Here is a 15,368-nt window from a genome sequence, read left to right on the forward strand (position 1 = left end):
CCGTGCGTTGTCCGGCTCAGTCCTCGGGCAGCTCGACCGGCGCGATCTCGTCGTACACGTCGCCCGGGCCGGGGTTCGTGGGGTCGGTCGTGCCGCCGAAGTGGTGCATGACGCCCCAGACCGCGTTCAGCGCGGTCTGCACGGCGCCCTCGGCCCAGCCGGCCGTCCAGGAGATGTCGTCGCCGGCCAGGAAGATGCCCCGCTTGTCCTCGGGCAGCCGGTCCTGCATGAAGTGCGTGAACAGGCGCCGCTGGTAGCGGTAGTGGCCGGGCAGGTTGGCCTTGAACGCGCCCATGAAGTACGGCTCGTTCTCCCAGGAGACCGTCACCGGATTGCCGATGATGTGCTTCCTGATGTCGACCTTCGGATAGATCTCACCGAGCGACTTCAGCATGACCTCCATCCGCTCGTTCGCGGACAGCGGCAGCCACTTCAGGCTGTCGTCGCACCAGGTGTAGGAGAGGCAGATGACGGCGGGCTTGTCGGGGCCGTCGTCGAGGAGGTAGGTGCCGCGCGTCATACGGTCGGTGAGGGTCATCGACATGACGTCCCGGCCGGTCGGATTTCCCCTGTCGTCGACGGCCTTGTCCAGCCAGAACGGCCGGTCGACGGGGACGAAGAGCTTCGAGCTCTCCATGTAGTGCGTCCGCTCGATCGCCGTCCAGTGGTCGATCGGGAAGAGGGAGTCGTCGCAGGCGATCTTCGACAGCAGCATCCAGGACTGGGCGGTGAAGACGGCCGCCTGGTAGGTGCGGACGTGGCCGTTGGCGTCGGTCACGGTGATCCGGTTGCCGGCGGTGCGGTGCAACCGGGTCACGGCGGGGCGGGGCACGCCGTTGTCGTGCAAGGACTTCAGGGACGTCCCGTAGGCCCAGTGCACGATCTTCTCCGGCTCCCGCTCCCACAGGCGCAGCGGCAGCTGCTGGGAGCCGCCGACGATGCCGCGGTGGTGGTCGTCGGCCTCGGTGTAGACGACGCGCAGGATCTCCAGGATGGAGTTGGGGAAGTCGGTGTCCCAGCCACCGGTGCCGAAGCCGACCTGGCCGAAGATCTCGCGGTGTCGGAAGGACTTGAAGGCATCCGAGTCGCAGAGGAAGCCGTAGAAGGTCTGGTTGTCGAGTTTCTCGACGAGCCTCGCCCAGATCTCGCGGATGCGCGGCACGTCCCGCTCGCGCAGGGCCCGGTTCATGTCGGAGAAGTCGGCGCCCTCTTCGAGGCAGCGGTTCCAGGCGTCCGCCACGTCCCGGTAGACCTGCGGCAGGTCGTCGATCGTCTCGGCGTAGTGTGACTCGCCCTTGAGGTCGACGACGGTCGAAGGGGTCGTCTCCGCGAGGGGGTTGGGGAACGGCCGGGTCTGGAGCCCGACCAGGTCGATGTAGTGCTGGAGGGCCGTGGAGGACGGCGGGAAGCGCATCGCGCCCATCTCGGCGGTGAGGGACGGGTCGCATCCCTCGAAGCCGACCGTCCGCAGCCGGCCGCCGATCCGGTCGGCCTCGTGGACGACGGGCTTGAGGCCCATCTTCATCAGCTCGTAGGCGGCCACGATGCCGGACAGGCCGCCGCCGATGACCGCGACCTCGGTGCCGTGCTCGGTCGCGGGTATCTGCCCGAGGCCCGCCGGGTGGGCGAGGAAGTCGTCGTACGCGTACGGGAAGTCCGGGCCGAACATGGTGATCGGCGGCTGCTGCTCGTCTGCGTGCTCGACGGCGTTGGGCACGGTGGACGTCATGGGGTACGGACTCCTTGCAAAAAGAAAGGTACGGCGGGGGTGGGATCGTCAGACGAGGGACCCGTAGAGGCCGGGACGGCGGTCCTTCAGATACGGGTTCGCCTCGCGGGATGCGGCGAGGAAGGCGGGGTCGACGTCCGCGAGGAGCAGTTCGTCGCCGCGGCCGGCCCGGGTGCGGGCGACTCCGTCGGGTCCGGCGAGGGTGGAGAGCCCGACGAAGTCGAACTCCCCTTCCCGGCCGACCCGGTTCACGTACGCGACGTACATCTGGTTCTCGAAGGCGCGCACCGGCACGACGGACTCGGCGACGAACTGGAACGGGTGCATCTGCGCGGTCGGCACCAGGAGCAGGTCGGTGCCGGCGAGGGCGTGGGCGCGCACGTTCTCCGGGAACTCGACGTCGTAGCAGATCATCAGGCCGACCCGCAGACCGTCCAACTCGGCCTGTACGACGGCCTGCTGGCCCGGGGTGAAGTGGTCGCGTTCGAAGCAGCCGAAGAGGTGGGTCTTGCGGTAGTTCGCGAGGCGGGTGCCGTCGGCGGAGATCAGCTGGGCGGAGTTGAAGACCTGGTCGGCGGCGCGCTCCGGGTAGCCGTAGGCGATCGCGAGGCCGTGCCGGGTGGCCGTCTCGGCGATCGCGTCCGCGGCCTCGCCGTCGGCGGGCTCGGCGAGGCGGCCGATGTCGTCGCCGATCGCGTACCCGGTGAGGAACATCTCCGGCGCGACCAGAAGCCCGGCGCCCGCGGCGGCGGCCCGGCCCGCGGCCTCGTCGAGGACCTTGAGGTTCTCGACGGTCGCGCCGGGGCGGCCGGAGCTCTGGAGCAGGGCGGTGCGCATGCGTGTTCCTCACCGGGCGGAAGAGTGGTTGGAGGGGCCACGTAGACGGTACGGGCGGCGGGCTCGGGCGGACAAGAAGGAGCCGTTGCGCGCCGGTGCGCTGATCGTTGCGTGCGCTTCGGGGCGGACGGCGATTCGTTGCGCAGACGTCCCTCCGCACGAAGGCCTCAACCGCGTCAGAGCTACGCCTTGGCGGCCCGTGCACCGCCCGCCAGCAAGTACGACACCACGAACAAGTACGACACCACGAGCAGCCCATCGACGACGCCCTGTCGCGCACGCCCGGGCCGAGCGACGACTCGCTGCGCAGGCGACCCTCCGCACGAAGGCCTCAACCACGTCAGAGCTACACCTTGGCGGCCCGTGCACCGCCCGCCAGCAAGTACGACACCACGAACAAGTACGACACCACGAACAGCCCATCGATGACACCCTGCCGCGCACGCCCCGGACCGAGCGACGACTCGCTGCGCAGGCGACCCTCCGCACGGAGGCCTCAGCCACGTCAGAGTCACGCCCCGGCCGCCCGCGCACCACCCACCAGCACCAACGCCGTCACCAGGTACGGCACCGCGAACAGCGCGAAGACCGTGCCGTGCGCCGCCGTCGTGCCGAGCATCCCGTACACGCCGTACACGGCGACCGTGCCCAGGTCGGTGCCCAGGCCCGCCACGGAGGTCAGGGTGGCCCGGCGGGCGTCGTCGATGCGCTGCTGGAGTCGGACGTCCGCGAGCACGTCCGCCAGCTGGAAGGCGCCGAAGGCGAGGGCCACGAGACCGATGCCGGCCGGTGTCCGCGCCACGGCGCCCGCGGCCAGGGCGAGCGCTCCGCCGGCGAGCAGGACGGCGAGTCCGGCCGTGCCGAGGCGTTCGGCCGCTCCGGCCAGCAGGCTGCCGGCCGTGGCTCCCGCCCAGATCAGCAGGATCAGATAGGGCACCGTCTCCTCCGCCACGCCGAGGTCACGGACCAGGAGGGGCGTGTACTCGTCGAGGGCGCCCCACACCGCGCCGACGGCCGGGACGAGCAGGAGGGCGCCGCGTACGGACCGGTCCCCGCGGGCTTCGGCGAGGCCGGCCCGCAGGGTCGCGGCCCAGCCGTCTTCCCCGGACGCCGGGGCCACCCGGTGCTCCGGAAAGCGGGTCGCGATCGCCGCGGTCAGCAGGGCGGCCAGCACGCTCGCCGCCCCCACGGCCTGGTAGCCGCCCAGCGTGAAGACCGGCCCGGCCAGTCCCACCGACGCCATCGTGGCCATCACCCGCGCCGCCCGGGCCCGGCCCATGACACGCGCGTACCGGTCGGCGGCGCCGAGGTGGTCCAGTTCGTCGTAGACCAGCGCCTCCAGCGCGCCGGAGCAGAGGGCTCCGCCCGTTCCCCACAGGACGAAGCCGAGCGCGAAGGCCCAGTACGACGGGACGATCACCCACAGGGCGAAGCCGGCCGCGGTGAACAGCGGGCCGATCCACAGCAGCAGCCGTCGGGAGACGGCGTCGGCCCAGGCGCCGGAGGGGACCTCCAGCAGCACGCCGGTGATCGACCACAGGGCGAAGAGGGAGGAGATCTGCCCGACGGACAGTCCGGTGTCGCTGAACAGCAGCGCGTACACCGGGTAGAGCAGGACGAAGTCGTCGAGGAACGCGTAGCCGTACAGCGTGGACGTCAGCCGCCGCAGGCCGGTGGCACGGGTGGTGGGTCAATGTCGCCAGGTCATGACACCGATGCTAGGACGCGTCCGGCGCATCCGGCCACCGCTTTACGCGGCGACCACCGCTCCGGACGGGCGACCGCCGCTCTACGTGGGCGACCCCGACGAGAAGCGGCGCAGCAGCGGCGACAGCACCAGCACGGACTTGGTCCGTTCCACGAACGGCTCCCCCGCGATCCGCTCCAGGACCCGTTCGAAGTGCCGCATGTCGGAGGCGAAGACCTGCACGATCGCGTCCGCGTCGCCGGTGATGGTCGACGCGGCCACGACCTCCTGGTAGCGCTCCAGGCCCCGCTGGATGGTCTCCGGCGAGGTATTGCTCCGGCAGTAGATCTCGACGAACCCCTCGGTCTCCCAGCCGAGGGCCGCCGGGTCCACCCGTACGGTGAAGCCGGTGATGGCCCCGGTGGCGCGCAGCCGGTCCACGCGCCGTTTCACGGCGGGCGCGGAGAGACCGACCAGCTGCCCGATGTCCGCGTAGGAGCGGCGGGCGTCCTCGGCGAGGGCGTGCACGATGCGTTCGTCGAGATCGTTCAGCACGGTGGGTGGATCACTTCTCAGGTGTTGTCTCAGGTGTTACGAGTCGGTGGTGCGAGGTGGTGCGAGCCGGGAGCGGCGATAGCCGTATACGAAGTAGAACACGAGCCCGACGGCCATCCAGACCCCGAAGACCACCCATGTGACGGCGGACAGACTGCCCATCATCCAGAGGCAGAAGGCGAAGCCCAGGGCGGGCAGGAGCGGCGACAGCGGCACCCGGAAGGTGCGGGGCATGTCGGGCCGCGTCCGGCGCAGCACCACGACCGCGACATTGACCAGCGCGAAGGCGAACAGCGTGCCGATGCTGGTCGCGTCGGCGAGCTGGCCGAGCGGGACGGCCGCGGCGAGGACACCGCAGAACAGGGACACGATCAGTGTGTTGGCGCGGGGTGCGCCGGTCTTCGGGTGGACGCGGGCGAACACCTTGGGCACCAGGCCGTCCCGGGACATGGCGAAGAGGATGCGGGTCTGGCCGTACAGCACGGTCAGGACGACGCTCGCGATGGCGATGACCGCGCAGAACGCCAGCAGCGTGCCCCAGAAGGTCTGGCCGGTGACCTCGCGCATGATCTGGGCGAGGGCGGCCTCGGAGTCGGTGAAGTTCTCCCAGGGCTTCGCGCCGACGGCGACGGCGGCGACGAGGACGTACAGGGCCGTGACGATGACGAGCGACAGCATGATCGCGCGCGGCAGGTCGCGCTGCGCGTTCTTGGCCTCCTCGCCGGCGGTGGAGGCGGCGTCGAAGCCGATGTACGAGAAGAAGAGCGTGGCACCGGCGGCGCTGACGCCCGCCATGCCGAGCGGCATGAAGTTCTCGTAGTGGCCGGAGCGGAAGCCCTGGACACCGATCGCGCAGAACAGCACCAGCGCGGCGATCTTCACGACGACCATGACCGTGTTGGCGCGGGCGGACTCGCGGGCGCCGCCGAGCAGGAAGGCCATGGCCAGGAGTACGACGATGAGCGCCGGCAGGTTGAAGACGCCGCCGTCGCCGGGCGGGGCCGACAACGCGGCGGGGATGGTGACGCCGATGGTGCCGTCGAGCAGCTCGTTCAGGTACTCGCCCCAGCCGACGGCCACGGCGGCGACCGAGACGCCGTACTCCAGGACCAGACACCAGCCGCAGACCCAGGCGATCAGTTCGCCCATCGTTGCGTATGCGTACGAGTACGAGGACCCGGCGACCGGGATGGTGCCCGCCAGCTCGGCGTAGGACAGGGCCGAGAAGAGCGCGGTGAGACCGGCGATCACGAAGGACAGGGTGACGGCCGGGCCGGCCTTGGGGACGGCCTCGCCGAGGACGACGAAAATGCCGGTGCCGAGAGTGGCACCGATACTGATCATGGTCAGCTGCCACAGCCCGAGGGTGCGGCGCAGATTGCCTCCCTCGCCCTGGCCACCCTCGGCGACCAGGCCTTCCACGGGCTTGCGGCGCATGAGACGCGCACCGACACCCGGGGACGCGGGGGCTGTCCGGTTGCGGTGGTCCGGGGGTGCGCCTTGGTCGAGCACGCGCTGACTCCTTTGTCGCTGCCTCTGAGGGCGGCGGGAACCGGCGGCACCCCTGCGCGAGCAGGAACCCACCGAGCGGGGTCCCCGCCACGCCACGTACAGCGCATGACCCTACGGTGGAAAGCGTTGCCCTTGTAATGCAGCAACCTTGCGCTCCGCTGCAAGATCGTTGCGTTCATCGCGGGTGGGCGGGTCTTCGTTGCGCGGGGGCTTTGGAGCGTTGCGTGCGGGACTGCTCGTACGGGACTTCGTACGGGCTGATCAGCGCAGGGACTTGACCAGGAACACTCGGGGATCGGCCTGCTCCTGCCGTACACCCTCGGCGACGCCCGTCCAGCCACGGGACGAGACAGCTGCTGTCACCCGCCTCCTGCCGTGCGAAGCGAGCGGCGTGACGGCCGTCGACACTGTGCGAGGGCATACAGCGCTCCAGCGCGTCGAGGTCCTCTGCGCGGCAGGCGGTGATGTCCATGCGGCGACCGTAGGTGCCCGGGCATGCGTACGGCCCCCGGTTTTCCCGAGGGACGGGTCAACGGGGGCCGTACGAAGGCGAGTCGGTTCACCAGCTGGCGTGCAGCGGCTTGCCCTCGGCGTAACCTGCGGCGCTCTGGATGCCGACGACGGCCTTCTCGGCGAACTCCTCCAGGGAGCCCGCGCCGGCGTAGGTGCAGGAGGAGCGGACGCCCGCGATGATCGAGTCGATCAGGTCCTCGACGCCCGGGCGGGCCGGGTCGAGGAACATGCGGGAGGTGGAGATGCCCTCCTCGAACAGCGCCTTGCGGGCGCGGTCGTACGCCGACTCCTCCGACGTGCGGTTGGCCACGGCACGCGCGGAGGCCATGCCGAAGGACTCCTTGTAGAAGCGCCCCTCGGCGTCCTGCTGGAGGTCGCCCGGGGACTCGTACGTGCCCGCGAACCAGGACCCGATCATCACGTTGGACGCACCGGCCGCGAGCGCCATGGCGACATCGCGCGGGTGGCGGACACCGCCGTCGGCCCATACGTGCTTGCCGTACTTCTTCGCCTCGGCGGCGCACTCCAGGACCGCGGAGAACTGCGGACGGCCGACGCCGGTCATCATGCGGGTGGTGCACATGGCGCCGGGGCCGACACCGACCTTGATGATGTCCGCGCCCGCCTCGACCAGATCCCTGACTCCCTCGGCGGCGACGATGTTGCCCGCGACGATCGGGACCCGCGGGTCGAGGTCGCGCACCAGCTTGATCGTGCTGAGCATCGACTCCTGGTGGCCGTGCGCCGTGTCGATGACGAGCGTGTCGACGCCCGCGTCCAGCAACTGCTCGGCCTTGCCCGCGGCGTCGCCGTTGATGCCGACGGCGGCGGCGATCCGCAGCCTGCCCTGCGCGTCGGTGGCCGGCGTGTACAGCGTGGCGCGCAGGGCGCCCTTGCGGGTGAGGATTCCGGCGAGGCGGCCGTCCTTGTCGACGGCGGGCGCGTAGCGACGATTGGCGTGGTCCAGCCGGTTGAAGGCCTCGCGCGGGTCGATGTCGGCGTCGAGCAGCAACAGGTCCTTGGACATGACCACTTCGAGCTGGGTGAAGCGGTCGACGCCGCTCAGGTCGCGGTCGGTGACCACACCGACCGGCCGCTGCTCCTCATCGACGACCACACCGGCGTTGTGCGCACGCTTCGGCAGCAGGGACAGCGCGTCGGCGACGGTCTGGTGCGGGGCCAGCACGATCGGGGTGTCCAGGACGAGATGGCGGCTCTTCACCCAGGAGATGACCTCGGTGACGACGTCGATCGGGATGTCCTGCGGTATGACGACGAGTCCGCCGCGCCGGGCCACGGTCTCCGCCATACGGCGCCCGGCGATGGCGGTCATGTTGGCGACGACGAGCGGGATCGTGGTGCCCGTGCCGTCCGGGGAGCTGAGGTCCACGCCCTGCCGCGAGCCCACCGCGCTCCGGCTCGGGACCATGAAGACGTCGTCGTACGTCAGGTCGTACGCGGGCTGGATGTCATTGAGGAAACGCACGTGCTGCACATCCCAGTCGATCAGAGGTGGCCCCCGGACAGGTCAGCCAGGGGGAAGAGCACGTACTTCATTGTCCCATGTCGGCCGGAATGCGATGCCCGGGCGGATCGTCCAGGCAGGTCAGAGGGGTATTCGGAGGAATCTCCAGGAGCCGGATCCGGTCGGACGCCGGGCCGCCGGAAGCCGCTGGGAACCGCTGGGAGCCGCTAGGAGCCCGCCCCGCGCCCGGCCTCGGACAAAGCGGCACGCGCCGATTCGATGAACTCCCTTCTGTGCGTGTCGAGTTCGCCGAGGGACGCGTGCTTGCGGAAGCCCTCCATCAGTGCGTGCGCCGCGGCCGCCGGCTCGGCCGGGCCTTCCAGGAGCACGACTCCGTAGGCCCGCTGAAGGTCGGAGAGGTCGCTCGGCTGTCCCTCCCCCGTCCTGCGCGTGACGGCGACGGCGTCGGCGGCTTCCAGGAAGCGGACGTAGGTCTGCCGACGCTGGTCGAGAACGCGGACAGCGCGCTGTTCCTCGAGGCTCAGCCGCAGGGTGTGCAGCGCGGCCTCCGCCTGCCGCTCACCGGCCGCGCGGGTGGACCTCGCGGAGATCAGACTGCCGGCCAGCGCGGCGCCGGCCCCGACGAGCGCCGCGAACAGCGCGACGAGCCACTCACTCATGGACGCATTCTGCCTGGGCCCCGTCCCGCGGTGGTCGCGAGGGCCGATCGGGCCCCGGGTACCATCGCCTCGCCGCTCCCGACAGGATCTGCAAAAGGGGCGCCGATCTGCGAAAACTCGGTACACGGCAGGTAGCGGCCGATAGGATGGGGAAACACTTGGGCGACGGGCGACGGGCGACGGGCGACGGGCGACGGGCGACGGGCGACGGGCGACGGGCGACGGGCGACGGGCGACGGGCGACGGGCGACGGGCGATTCTGTTCGCGGCGCGCTCGCAGAACGCTCTGCATCGGCTGCTCGACACACTCCCGGTCTTCGCGGGTGACCACCGTTTCGAGCGCCTCTTCACCCTCGTGCCCGGCTCCGACTTCTCCACCGACGCCCTCACCGCGATAGAGCGGGCCGGCGCACGCACCCTGCCCTGGGCACACGCCACGAGCCGCCGCTTCGACCTGATCCTCGCCGCCTCTCCCAAGGGCGACCTCCATGCGCCGCACGGTCCCCGGGCCCTGCTCCCGCACGGCGCCGGCTTCAACAAGTCCCTCCCCGAGGAGGGCACGCAGGACTCCGCGTCCGGTCTCGACCCCGCCCACCTCCTGCTGCCCGACGGCACCCTCCTCGCCGACCTCTACGCGTTCGCCCACCCCGGCCAGGTCTCCCGCCTGGCCAGGGTCAGCCCGGAGGCGGCCGCCCGCTCCGCGGTCGTCGGCGACCCCCTCCTGGAACGCTTCCTCGACTCCGCCGGCCGACGGGACCGCTACCGAGCCGCCCTGCGCACCGGCACCCGCACGCTGGTCGTGCTCGCGTCCACCTGGGGCGAGGAGTCCTTGATCCGCCGCCGCCCCTCCCTGCCCGCCGAGCTGGCCGCCGTACTGCCTCACGACGAGTACCAGCTCGCCCTGGTCCTGCACCCCAACGAGCGGGTAGAGCTGGGCAGGTTCGAGCTGGAGCAGCGCCTCGCCCCGGCTCGCGACGCCGGTCTTCTCCTGCCGGACGCGTACGAGGAGTGGGCCGCGGTCATGATCGCCGCGGACGCGGTGATCACCGACCACGGCTCGGCGGCCCTGTACGCGGCGGCCCTCGACCGCCCCGTCCTCGGCGCCTACGACGGCGGTGCCGAGCTGCTCCCCGACAGCCCCATGGCCACCCTGCTGAACCGGGTCCCACGCCTCGCCGCCCTCGATCCCGAAGGCCTCGACGGCCCCGAAGGTCGGGGAGACCCCGGCGGCATCGCAGCGGCAATCCGCAACCTCAGCCACCGCCCCGGCACCATGCGCGCCCTCACCGACACCGTGTTCGCCGAGCACGGGCACGGGCTGGAGCGGCTGCGGGCGGAGCTGTACGCGCTCATCGGCGTCGAGCCGCCCTCCGCGCCCGTCGTTCCCCGACTGCTCCCCGACCCGTCACCGGCGCCCGTCACGCCGTACGCGTTCGCGGTCCGCATCCGGCACGGTGACGGGGAGCTCGTCCACGTGACACGGCATCCCGCCCACTTCGCACCGCCCACCCCCGCCCATCACCTCGCGGCCGAGGTCGGCACCGCGAGCGTGCGACACACGCAGAGCGCCGCCCTCCTCTACCGCAGGACCGGCCCGGCCGGGGCGCACAGCAGCGGAACGGTACGCACGGCGGCCGACTGGACCGTCCGGGTCCTGGCGGACCACCCGGGAGGCCGCCGGACCTCCGCGGTCATCGTGTCGGACACCCACTGCCTGGTCCGGCACGGCTCCGGCCCACTGCTGTCCGTCCGCATCGACCCCTGCACGGAGGCGGACGGGCTGGCGTACGCAGATCCGGCGGCGGTGCTCTCCGCCGTGCACGCCACGCTCACCGACGAGCGGGCCGACCTCGCGCGCACGTCCCTCACCTGCGCGATCGGCTCGCGCACCTTCGCCGTACGGCTGTCCCCCGCCACCGCGGACGAAGCCGCACTGCCCCTCCAGTAGCGGCCCTCGCCGTAAGGCTCACCCCGCCACCGCGGACGAAACCGCACAGCCCCACCCACAGCGGCCCCAGCAGCCCTCTCGATCAGAGCAACCCGCACCGCTCCCGAACCGCCCGGGCCGCCGCGCGGTGCTCCTCGGCCTCCGCCTCCCGGCCCTGCCCCGCGGCCAGTTCGGCGAGTGCCTCCAGGACCCGGACCTCGTCGCGGGAGCCACCGCGCCCCCGCGATCCGGCCAGTGCGGTCAGATACAGCTCACGCGCCTCGTCCGCCCGGCCGAGCCGCGCCAGAACACCGCCCAGGGCGTACTCCGCACGCGCGGTGAGGCGGATCCGGCCATCCTCCTCGAAATCCGCCCGCGCCTGAGCCAACAGCTCCGCCGCGCGCTCCAACTCACCGACGTGACCGAGGGCTTCGCCCAGGCGGTACGTCTGAAGCGTGACGCCGTACGCGTTGTCGATCCCGGCGTGCTCGGCGCGCGATGCCTCGAATTCGTCCGCCGCGGACGCCCAGTCGCCCTGCGCCGCGCGCAGCATCCCGCGGAACTCCCTGGCGGACGCGGCGAGTTTGCGCTCGTCCTTGGAGTTCCCGAGGGCGGCCTCCACGGCGCGCAGCGCGTGCGAGAGTTCACGGTCCGCCGCTTCGAACTCCCCTTGCTCCCACAGCGGCCGGGCGAGCTGGCACCGCACGCGGATGACGGCCCGGACGTCACCGGCGCGCTGCGCGGCGGCCACGCCGGTCCGGAAGGCGTCGATGTGGTCGGCATAGTGCGGGTGATCCAGGAAGTGCGTCCACAGGGGTTCGCACAGCGCCCAGGCCTCGTCGGTGCCCCACTCGCCCTCGACGCCCACCGCGTGGGCGATGCGGACACAGGCGAACAGCGCGTGCCGCTCGGACTCCAGCCACTGGTAGGCCCGCCTCTTCCCGGCATGCGGCTCGTCGCCGGGCCGCTCGAACAGCACGTCCAGCGTGCCCGGCACCGGTGGCACGGCGGAGCCGAGGGTCAGCCGACGGCCCGCGGCGAGCAGGTCGGCGCGCTGTGCCTGGCGCAGGTACCAGCGGACGATCCGCCGCCGCGCCGCGTCCCGCTCGGCCTCGTCGCCGTCGGCCTCGGCCCGGCGCCGGGCGTGGGCCCGCAGCAGTTCGGGCAGCCGTGCACGGCCGTCCTGCGCGCCCCTGTCGTCCAGGAGCCCCGCCTCGCGCAGCTCGTCCAGCGCGTCCTCGGCGGCCTCGGCGCCACTGCCGAGCAGCACGTCGGCGGCGGCCGGGGTGAAGGAGGGGCCGGGGAAGTCGGCGAGCAGCCGGTAGAGCCGGGCGGCTTCGGCGCTCAGACCGCCGTAGGCCGCGTCCCAGACCCGTTCCACCATCGGGATGCCCTTCTCGTGCAGCTCGGCCGTCAGCGACCGCAGCAAGCGGGGCAGCGGTCGCCGCGGATGGCGGCGCAGCCAGCGGCCGGCCACGTGCAGCGCGGCGGGCAGGCCCGCGCACAGCCCCAGCAGTCTGCGCGTCTCCTCCGGCTCGGCCGCGAGACGCTCATCGCGCGTCACCCGCTCGAGCAGCTCCAGCGCGTGGGCCTGCGCCAGCGGATCCAGGGGAAGGTCCACGGCGGCGCCGGCCTGGAGGTCGTACAGCGGTCCATGGCTGGTGACGATCGCGAGGCTCTCGCCCGAGCTGGGCAGGAGCGGTTCGACCTCGGTGTCGAAGCGGGCGTTGTCGATGACGAGGACGAGCCGCTTGCCGTGGGTCAGCGACCAGTACTGCCGGGCTCGTTCCCGGAAGACCGGGGCGATCCAGTCCGACTCCAGGGCACGCAGCAGATCGCCCAGGACGTCGGCGACATCCACGCCGCCGTCGTCGTGGCGCACCTCGTCGAGGTCGACGTACAGCACGCCGTCCGGGTACCGCTCCTGGACGCTGCGGGCCAGCCGGAAGGCCAGTTCCGTCTTGCCGGTGCCGGCGTATCCGCTGACCGCGAAGCACAACGGCCGCGCGCCCGGCCGCCGTTCCTGACGCTCCGCGACGGCCCGCAGAACCCGCGCCTGCTCCTCGTCACGGTCGACGAAGTGCGCTGGTTCCGGAGGAATCTGGTACACCATGCGTCGCCCAACCCCGTTCGCCTCGCTGCCTGGCACGATCCGGCAGGAGCCTATCCGCAGACGGGAGTTGATACGCCATCAGCGGGGCGGGACACGGCTCGTCACAGCTCCAGCGCCACCTGGAGCAGCGGCTCGCGGCCGGCCGCCTCGGCGAACACCTCCTGGGCCACGTCCCACTCGTCCGGGCGCGTTGTCGCGTAGGGCCGCCAGTTCCGTACGACGACCAGCAGCCCCTTCTCTACGGCGTCCTCGGGCCAGACGGTGTGGTCGGTGAGGCTGTCGGCCAGCGCGTCCCAGTTGCGGCCGAACCAGTCCGGCAACGCCAGGGCGCGGACGCAGCGGTCCATCAGGTCCGCCTTGTCCGTGACCCCGTCGAGGTCCAGCGTGACCACGCGTTCCGTCATCTCGGTACCGCCCTTCAGTACTGCCCTGAACGAGTCGCGGTGATCGTCGGAGTGTGGATCACCTTCTGTCAGGGCCCGTCCGGGTCGGACCTGTTCAGCGCGGGCCTCGGCGTCGGCCCCATGGTCATCAGGGCGTCCGCCGCCGACGTGTCGGTGACGAGGCTGGTGACGAGCCCGGACCGCAGCACCGCGTCGATCGCCGCCGCCTTCCGCTGCCCGCCCGCGATCGCGACGACCTCGGGGATACGGCGGAGCTGGTCGGCCTTGACGGTGATGCACCGCTCGCCCAGGTCCCGTCCCACCCGGCGCCCCTCGGCGTCGAAGAGGTGGGCGGACATCTCGGCGGCGACGCCGAGCGAGGCGTAGTGCGAGCGTTCCTCGTCGCTGAGCATGTCGTGCACCGTGGAGATGCCCGGCTCCCAGGAGCCGATGGACACGCAGGCGACCGTGACCTTGTCGAAGTACTCGAAGGCCCGGGCGATCCCGGTCTGGTGGCGCAGCGCCTGCGCTGTGGCCGCGTCCGGCAGCAGCATCGGCGCGTAGATGGGGTGGGCGTCGCCGCCGGAGACCTGGGCGGCCCGGCGGACGGCCTCGACCGAGCCGCGCTCGGCGGTCCCGGCGTCGTACACGCCCGTCAGCTGCACCACCGTGCACGGCGGCAGCCGGTCCAGGGCCGCGGCCATGTGGATGGTGGACCGGCCCCAGGCCAGGCCCAGCACATCACCTTCGTTCAGGAGCTCGCCGAGCAGGTCGGCGGCCACTTCTCCCAGGTTCTCGGGGTCGGGTGTCTCCTCGGCCTCGGCCGGGGACTCGACCACGACGGCATGCCTGAGGCCGTAGCGGGCGCGGAGCGCGTCGGAGCGCTCGGCGTCCAGCTCGGCCGGCACGCGGATCTCGATACGTACGAGATCCCGTTCGAGGGCGGTTTCCAGGACCCGGGCCACCTTGAAGCGGCTGACGCCGAACTCCTCCGCGATCTGGATCTTGGACTTGCCCTCGAGGTAGAAGCGGCGGGCCATGGCCGCCGCCTGCACCAGCTCAGCGGGTCCCATCCGCATGGCTGACCGGCCCGCCGACATACCCGACACGGCGATCTCCTCACTGCTGTTCACACTCTGGATTCGCCGTTCATCCTTGCAGATCCGGCGCTCTTGATCAGCCCTGATAGGAGCCGTTCACGTTCCCTTGGCTCAGTGGTCGCACGCCCAGCTCGCCTTCGCCGTCGTCGCCTCCGCCTGGTTGCGCAGTGCACGTACCGCCTCGGCCGGGTCCGATGCCCCGTAAACCGCCGATCCCGCGACGAAGACGTCGGCTCCCGCGTCCGCGCACCGCTCGATGGTGGAGGCCGAAACCCCGCCGTCGACCTGGAGCCACAACTCAAGACCGTGCTTGCTGATCAACTCGCGAGTGCGGCGGATCTTCGGAAGCATGATGTCGAGAAACGCCTGACCCCCGAAGCCCGGCTCGACCGTCATGATCAGCAACATGTCGAGTTCGGGGAGCAGGTCCTCGTAAGGCTCGATCGGCGTCGCGGGCTTCAGCGCCATGGAGGCGCGGGCGCCCTTGGCCCGGATCTCCCGGGCGAGCCGTACCGGAGCGGCGGCCGCCTCGACATGGAAGGTGACGGAACCGGCCCCCGCCTCCACGTACTGGGGCGCCCACCGATCAGGGGCCTCGATCATCAGATGGCAGTCCAGCGGGGTGTCCGTCGCACCGGCCAGCGACTCCACGACCGGCACACCGAGCGTGAGGTTCGGGACGAAATGGTTGTCCATGACGTCGACGTGGAGCCAGTCGGCTCCCTCCACCGCCTTCGCCTCGTCCGCGAGGCGGGCGAAGTCGGCGGACAGGATGCTGGGGTTGATCTGCACGGCCATGCCCCAAGACTGCCATGCCCGGGCACGAATGTTCGCGTCGGTCCAAACCTAAGCAGTTCATCGGATGTT

12 protein-coding genes are annotated in these 15,368 nt (G+C 71.4%); 1 reads left to right on the plus strand and 11 read right to left on the minus strand.

Features of this window, described 5'->3' with window-relative positions; translation table 11 throughout:
- Positions 1–16: 16 nt before the first annotated feature.
- From ABT063_RS25245 to ABT063_RS25275, 7 genes are all read right to left on the minus strand, one after another.
- Positions 17–1,729 (minus strand): flavin monoamine oxidase family protein, encoded by a 1,713-nt coding sequence (locus tag ABT063_RS25245; protein ID WP_351060455.1) that lies wholly within the window; start codon positions 1,727–1,729, stop codon positions 17–19.
- A gap of 48 nt (positions 1,730–1,777) precedes the next feature.
- Positions 1,778–2,566, minus strand: coding sequence for a carbon-nitrogen hydrolase family protein (locus ABT063_RS25250; RefSeq protein ID WP_351060458.1), 789 nt, complete (start codon positions 2,564–2,566; stop codon positions 1,778–1,780).
- Between the two features lie 511 nt (positions 2,567–3,077).
- Entirely contained in the window at positions 3,078–4,235 is a 1,158-nt protein-coding gene (locus tag ABT063_RS25255) for an MFS transporter (protein ID WP_351060544.1), read from the minus strand.
- A 120-nt stretch (positions 4,236–4,355) separates the two neighbouring features.
- Positions 4,356–4,808 carry an Lrp/AsnC family transcriptional regulator gene (locus tag ABT063_RS25260; RefSeq protein ID WP_351060460.1) on the minus strand — a complete coding sequence of 151 codons (453 nt, stop codon included), beginning with the start codon at positions 4,806–4,808 and terminating at the stop codon, positions 4,356–4,358.
- Between the two features lie 36 nt (positions 4,809–4,844).
- Positions 4,845–6,320 (minus strand): amino acid permease, encoded by a 1,476-nt coding sequence (locus tag ABT063_RS25265; protein ID WP_351060462.1) that lies wholly within the window; start codon positions 6,318–6,320, stop codon positions 4,845–4,847.
- A gap of 559 nt (positions 6,321–6,879) precedes the next feature.
- The gene (locus ABT063_RS25270; protein WP_351060464.1) at positions 6,880–8,319 is read right to left on the minus strand and encodes a GuaB1 family IMP dehydrogenase-related protein; all 1,440 of its coding nucleotides are present in this window, start codon (positions 8,317–8,319) and stop codon (positions 6,880–6,882) included.
- A gap of 206 nt (positions 8,320–8,525) precedes the next feature.
- The gene (locus ABT063_RS25275; RefSeq protein ID WP_351060467.1) at positions 8,526–8,978 is read right to left on the minus strand and encodes a hypothetical protein; all 453 of its coding nucleotides are present in this window, start codon (positions 8,976–8,978) and stop codon (positions 8,526–8,528) included.
- A 355-nt stretch (positions 8,979–9,333) separates the two neighbouring features.
- Here ABT063_RS25275 and ABT063_RS25280 point away from each other — a divergent pair, with 355 nt between their 5' ends.
- Positions 9,334–10,926 (plus strand): translation initiation factor 2, encoded by a 1,593-nt coding sequence (locus ABT063_RS25280; protein WP_351060470.1) that lies wholly within the window; start codon positions 9,334–9,336, stop codon positions 10,924–10,926.
- An 82-nt stretch (positions 10,927–11,008) separates the two neighbouring features.
- Here ABT063_RS25280 and ABT063_RS25285 read toward each other — a convergent pair whose 3' ends face one another.
- The 4 genes from ABT063_RS25285 to rpe form a co-directional block, all read right to left on the minus strand.
- Complete coding sequence (locus tag ABT063_RS25285) at positions 11,009–13,018, minus strand: tetratricopeptide repeat protein (protein WP_351060473.1); 2,010 nt, start codon at positions 13,016–13,018, stop codon at positions 11,009–11,011.
- Positions 13,019–13,119: 101 nt separating this feature from the next.
- The gene (locus ABT063_RS25290) at positions 13,120–13,422 is read right to left on the minus strand and encodes a barstar family protein (protein ID WP_351060475.1); all 303 of its coding nucleotides are present in this window, start codon (positions 13,420–13,422) and stop codon (positions 13,120–13,122) included.
- A 68-nt stretch (positions 13,423–13,490) separates the two neighbouring features.
- Positions 13,491–14,534: a sugar-binding transcriptional regulator gene (locus tag ABT063_RS25295; RefSeq protein ID WP_095754458.1), complete on the minus strand. Its 1,044-nt coding sequence runs from the start codon at positions 14,532–14,534 to the stop codon at positions 13,491–13,493.
- 78 nt (positions 14,535–14,612) lie between these two features.
- Positions 14,613–15,299, minus strand: coding sequence for a ribulose-phosphate 3-epimerase (gene rpe / locus ABT063_RS25300; RefSeq protein ID WP_351060479.1), 687 nt, complete (start codon positions 15,297–15,299; stop codon positions 14,613–14,615).
- Positions 15,300–15,368: the final 69 nt, after the last annotated feature.

It is taken from the genome of Streptomyces sp. NPDC002838 (assembly GCF_040295365.1).
Classification (GTDB): Bacteria; Actinomycetota; Actinomycetes; order Streptomycetales; family Streptomycetaceae; genus Streptomyces.

Coding starts and splice junctions, on each gene's coding strand:
- ABT063_RS25290 (WP_351060475.1), bottom strand. CDS start 13,422: ATGACGGAACGCGTGGTCACGCTGGACCTCGACGGGGTCACGGACAAG.
- ABT063_RS25250 (WP_351060458.1), bottom strand. CDS start 2,566: ATGCGCACCGCCCTGCTCCAGAGCTCCGGCCGCCCCGGCGCGACCGTC.
- ABT063_RS25275 (WP_351060467.1), bottom strand. CDS start 8,978: ATGAGTGAGTGGCTCGTCGCGCTGTTCGCGGCGCTCGTCGGGGCCGGC.
- rpe (WP_351060479.1), bottom strand. CDS start 15,299: ATGGCCGTGCAGATCAACCCCAGCATCCTGTCCGCCGACTTCGCCCGC.
- ABT063_RS25285 (WP_351060473.1), bottom strand. CDS start 13,018: ATGGTGTACCAGATTCCTCCGGAACCAGCGCACTTCGTCGACCGTGAC.
- ABT063_RS25245 (WP_351060455.1), bottom strand. CDS start 1,729: ATGACGTCCACCGTGCCCAACGCCGTCGAGCACGCAGACGAGCAGCAG.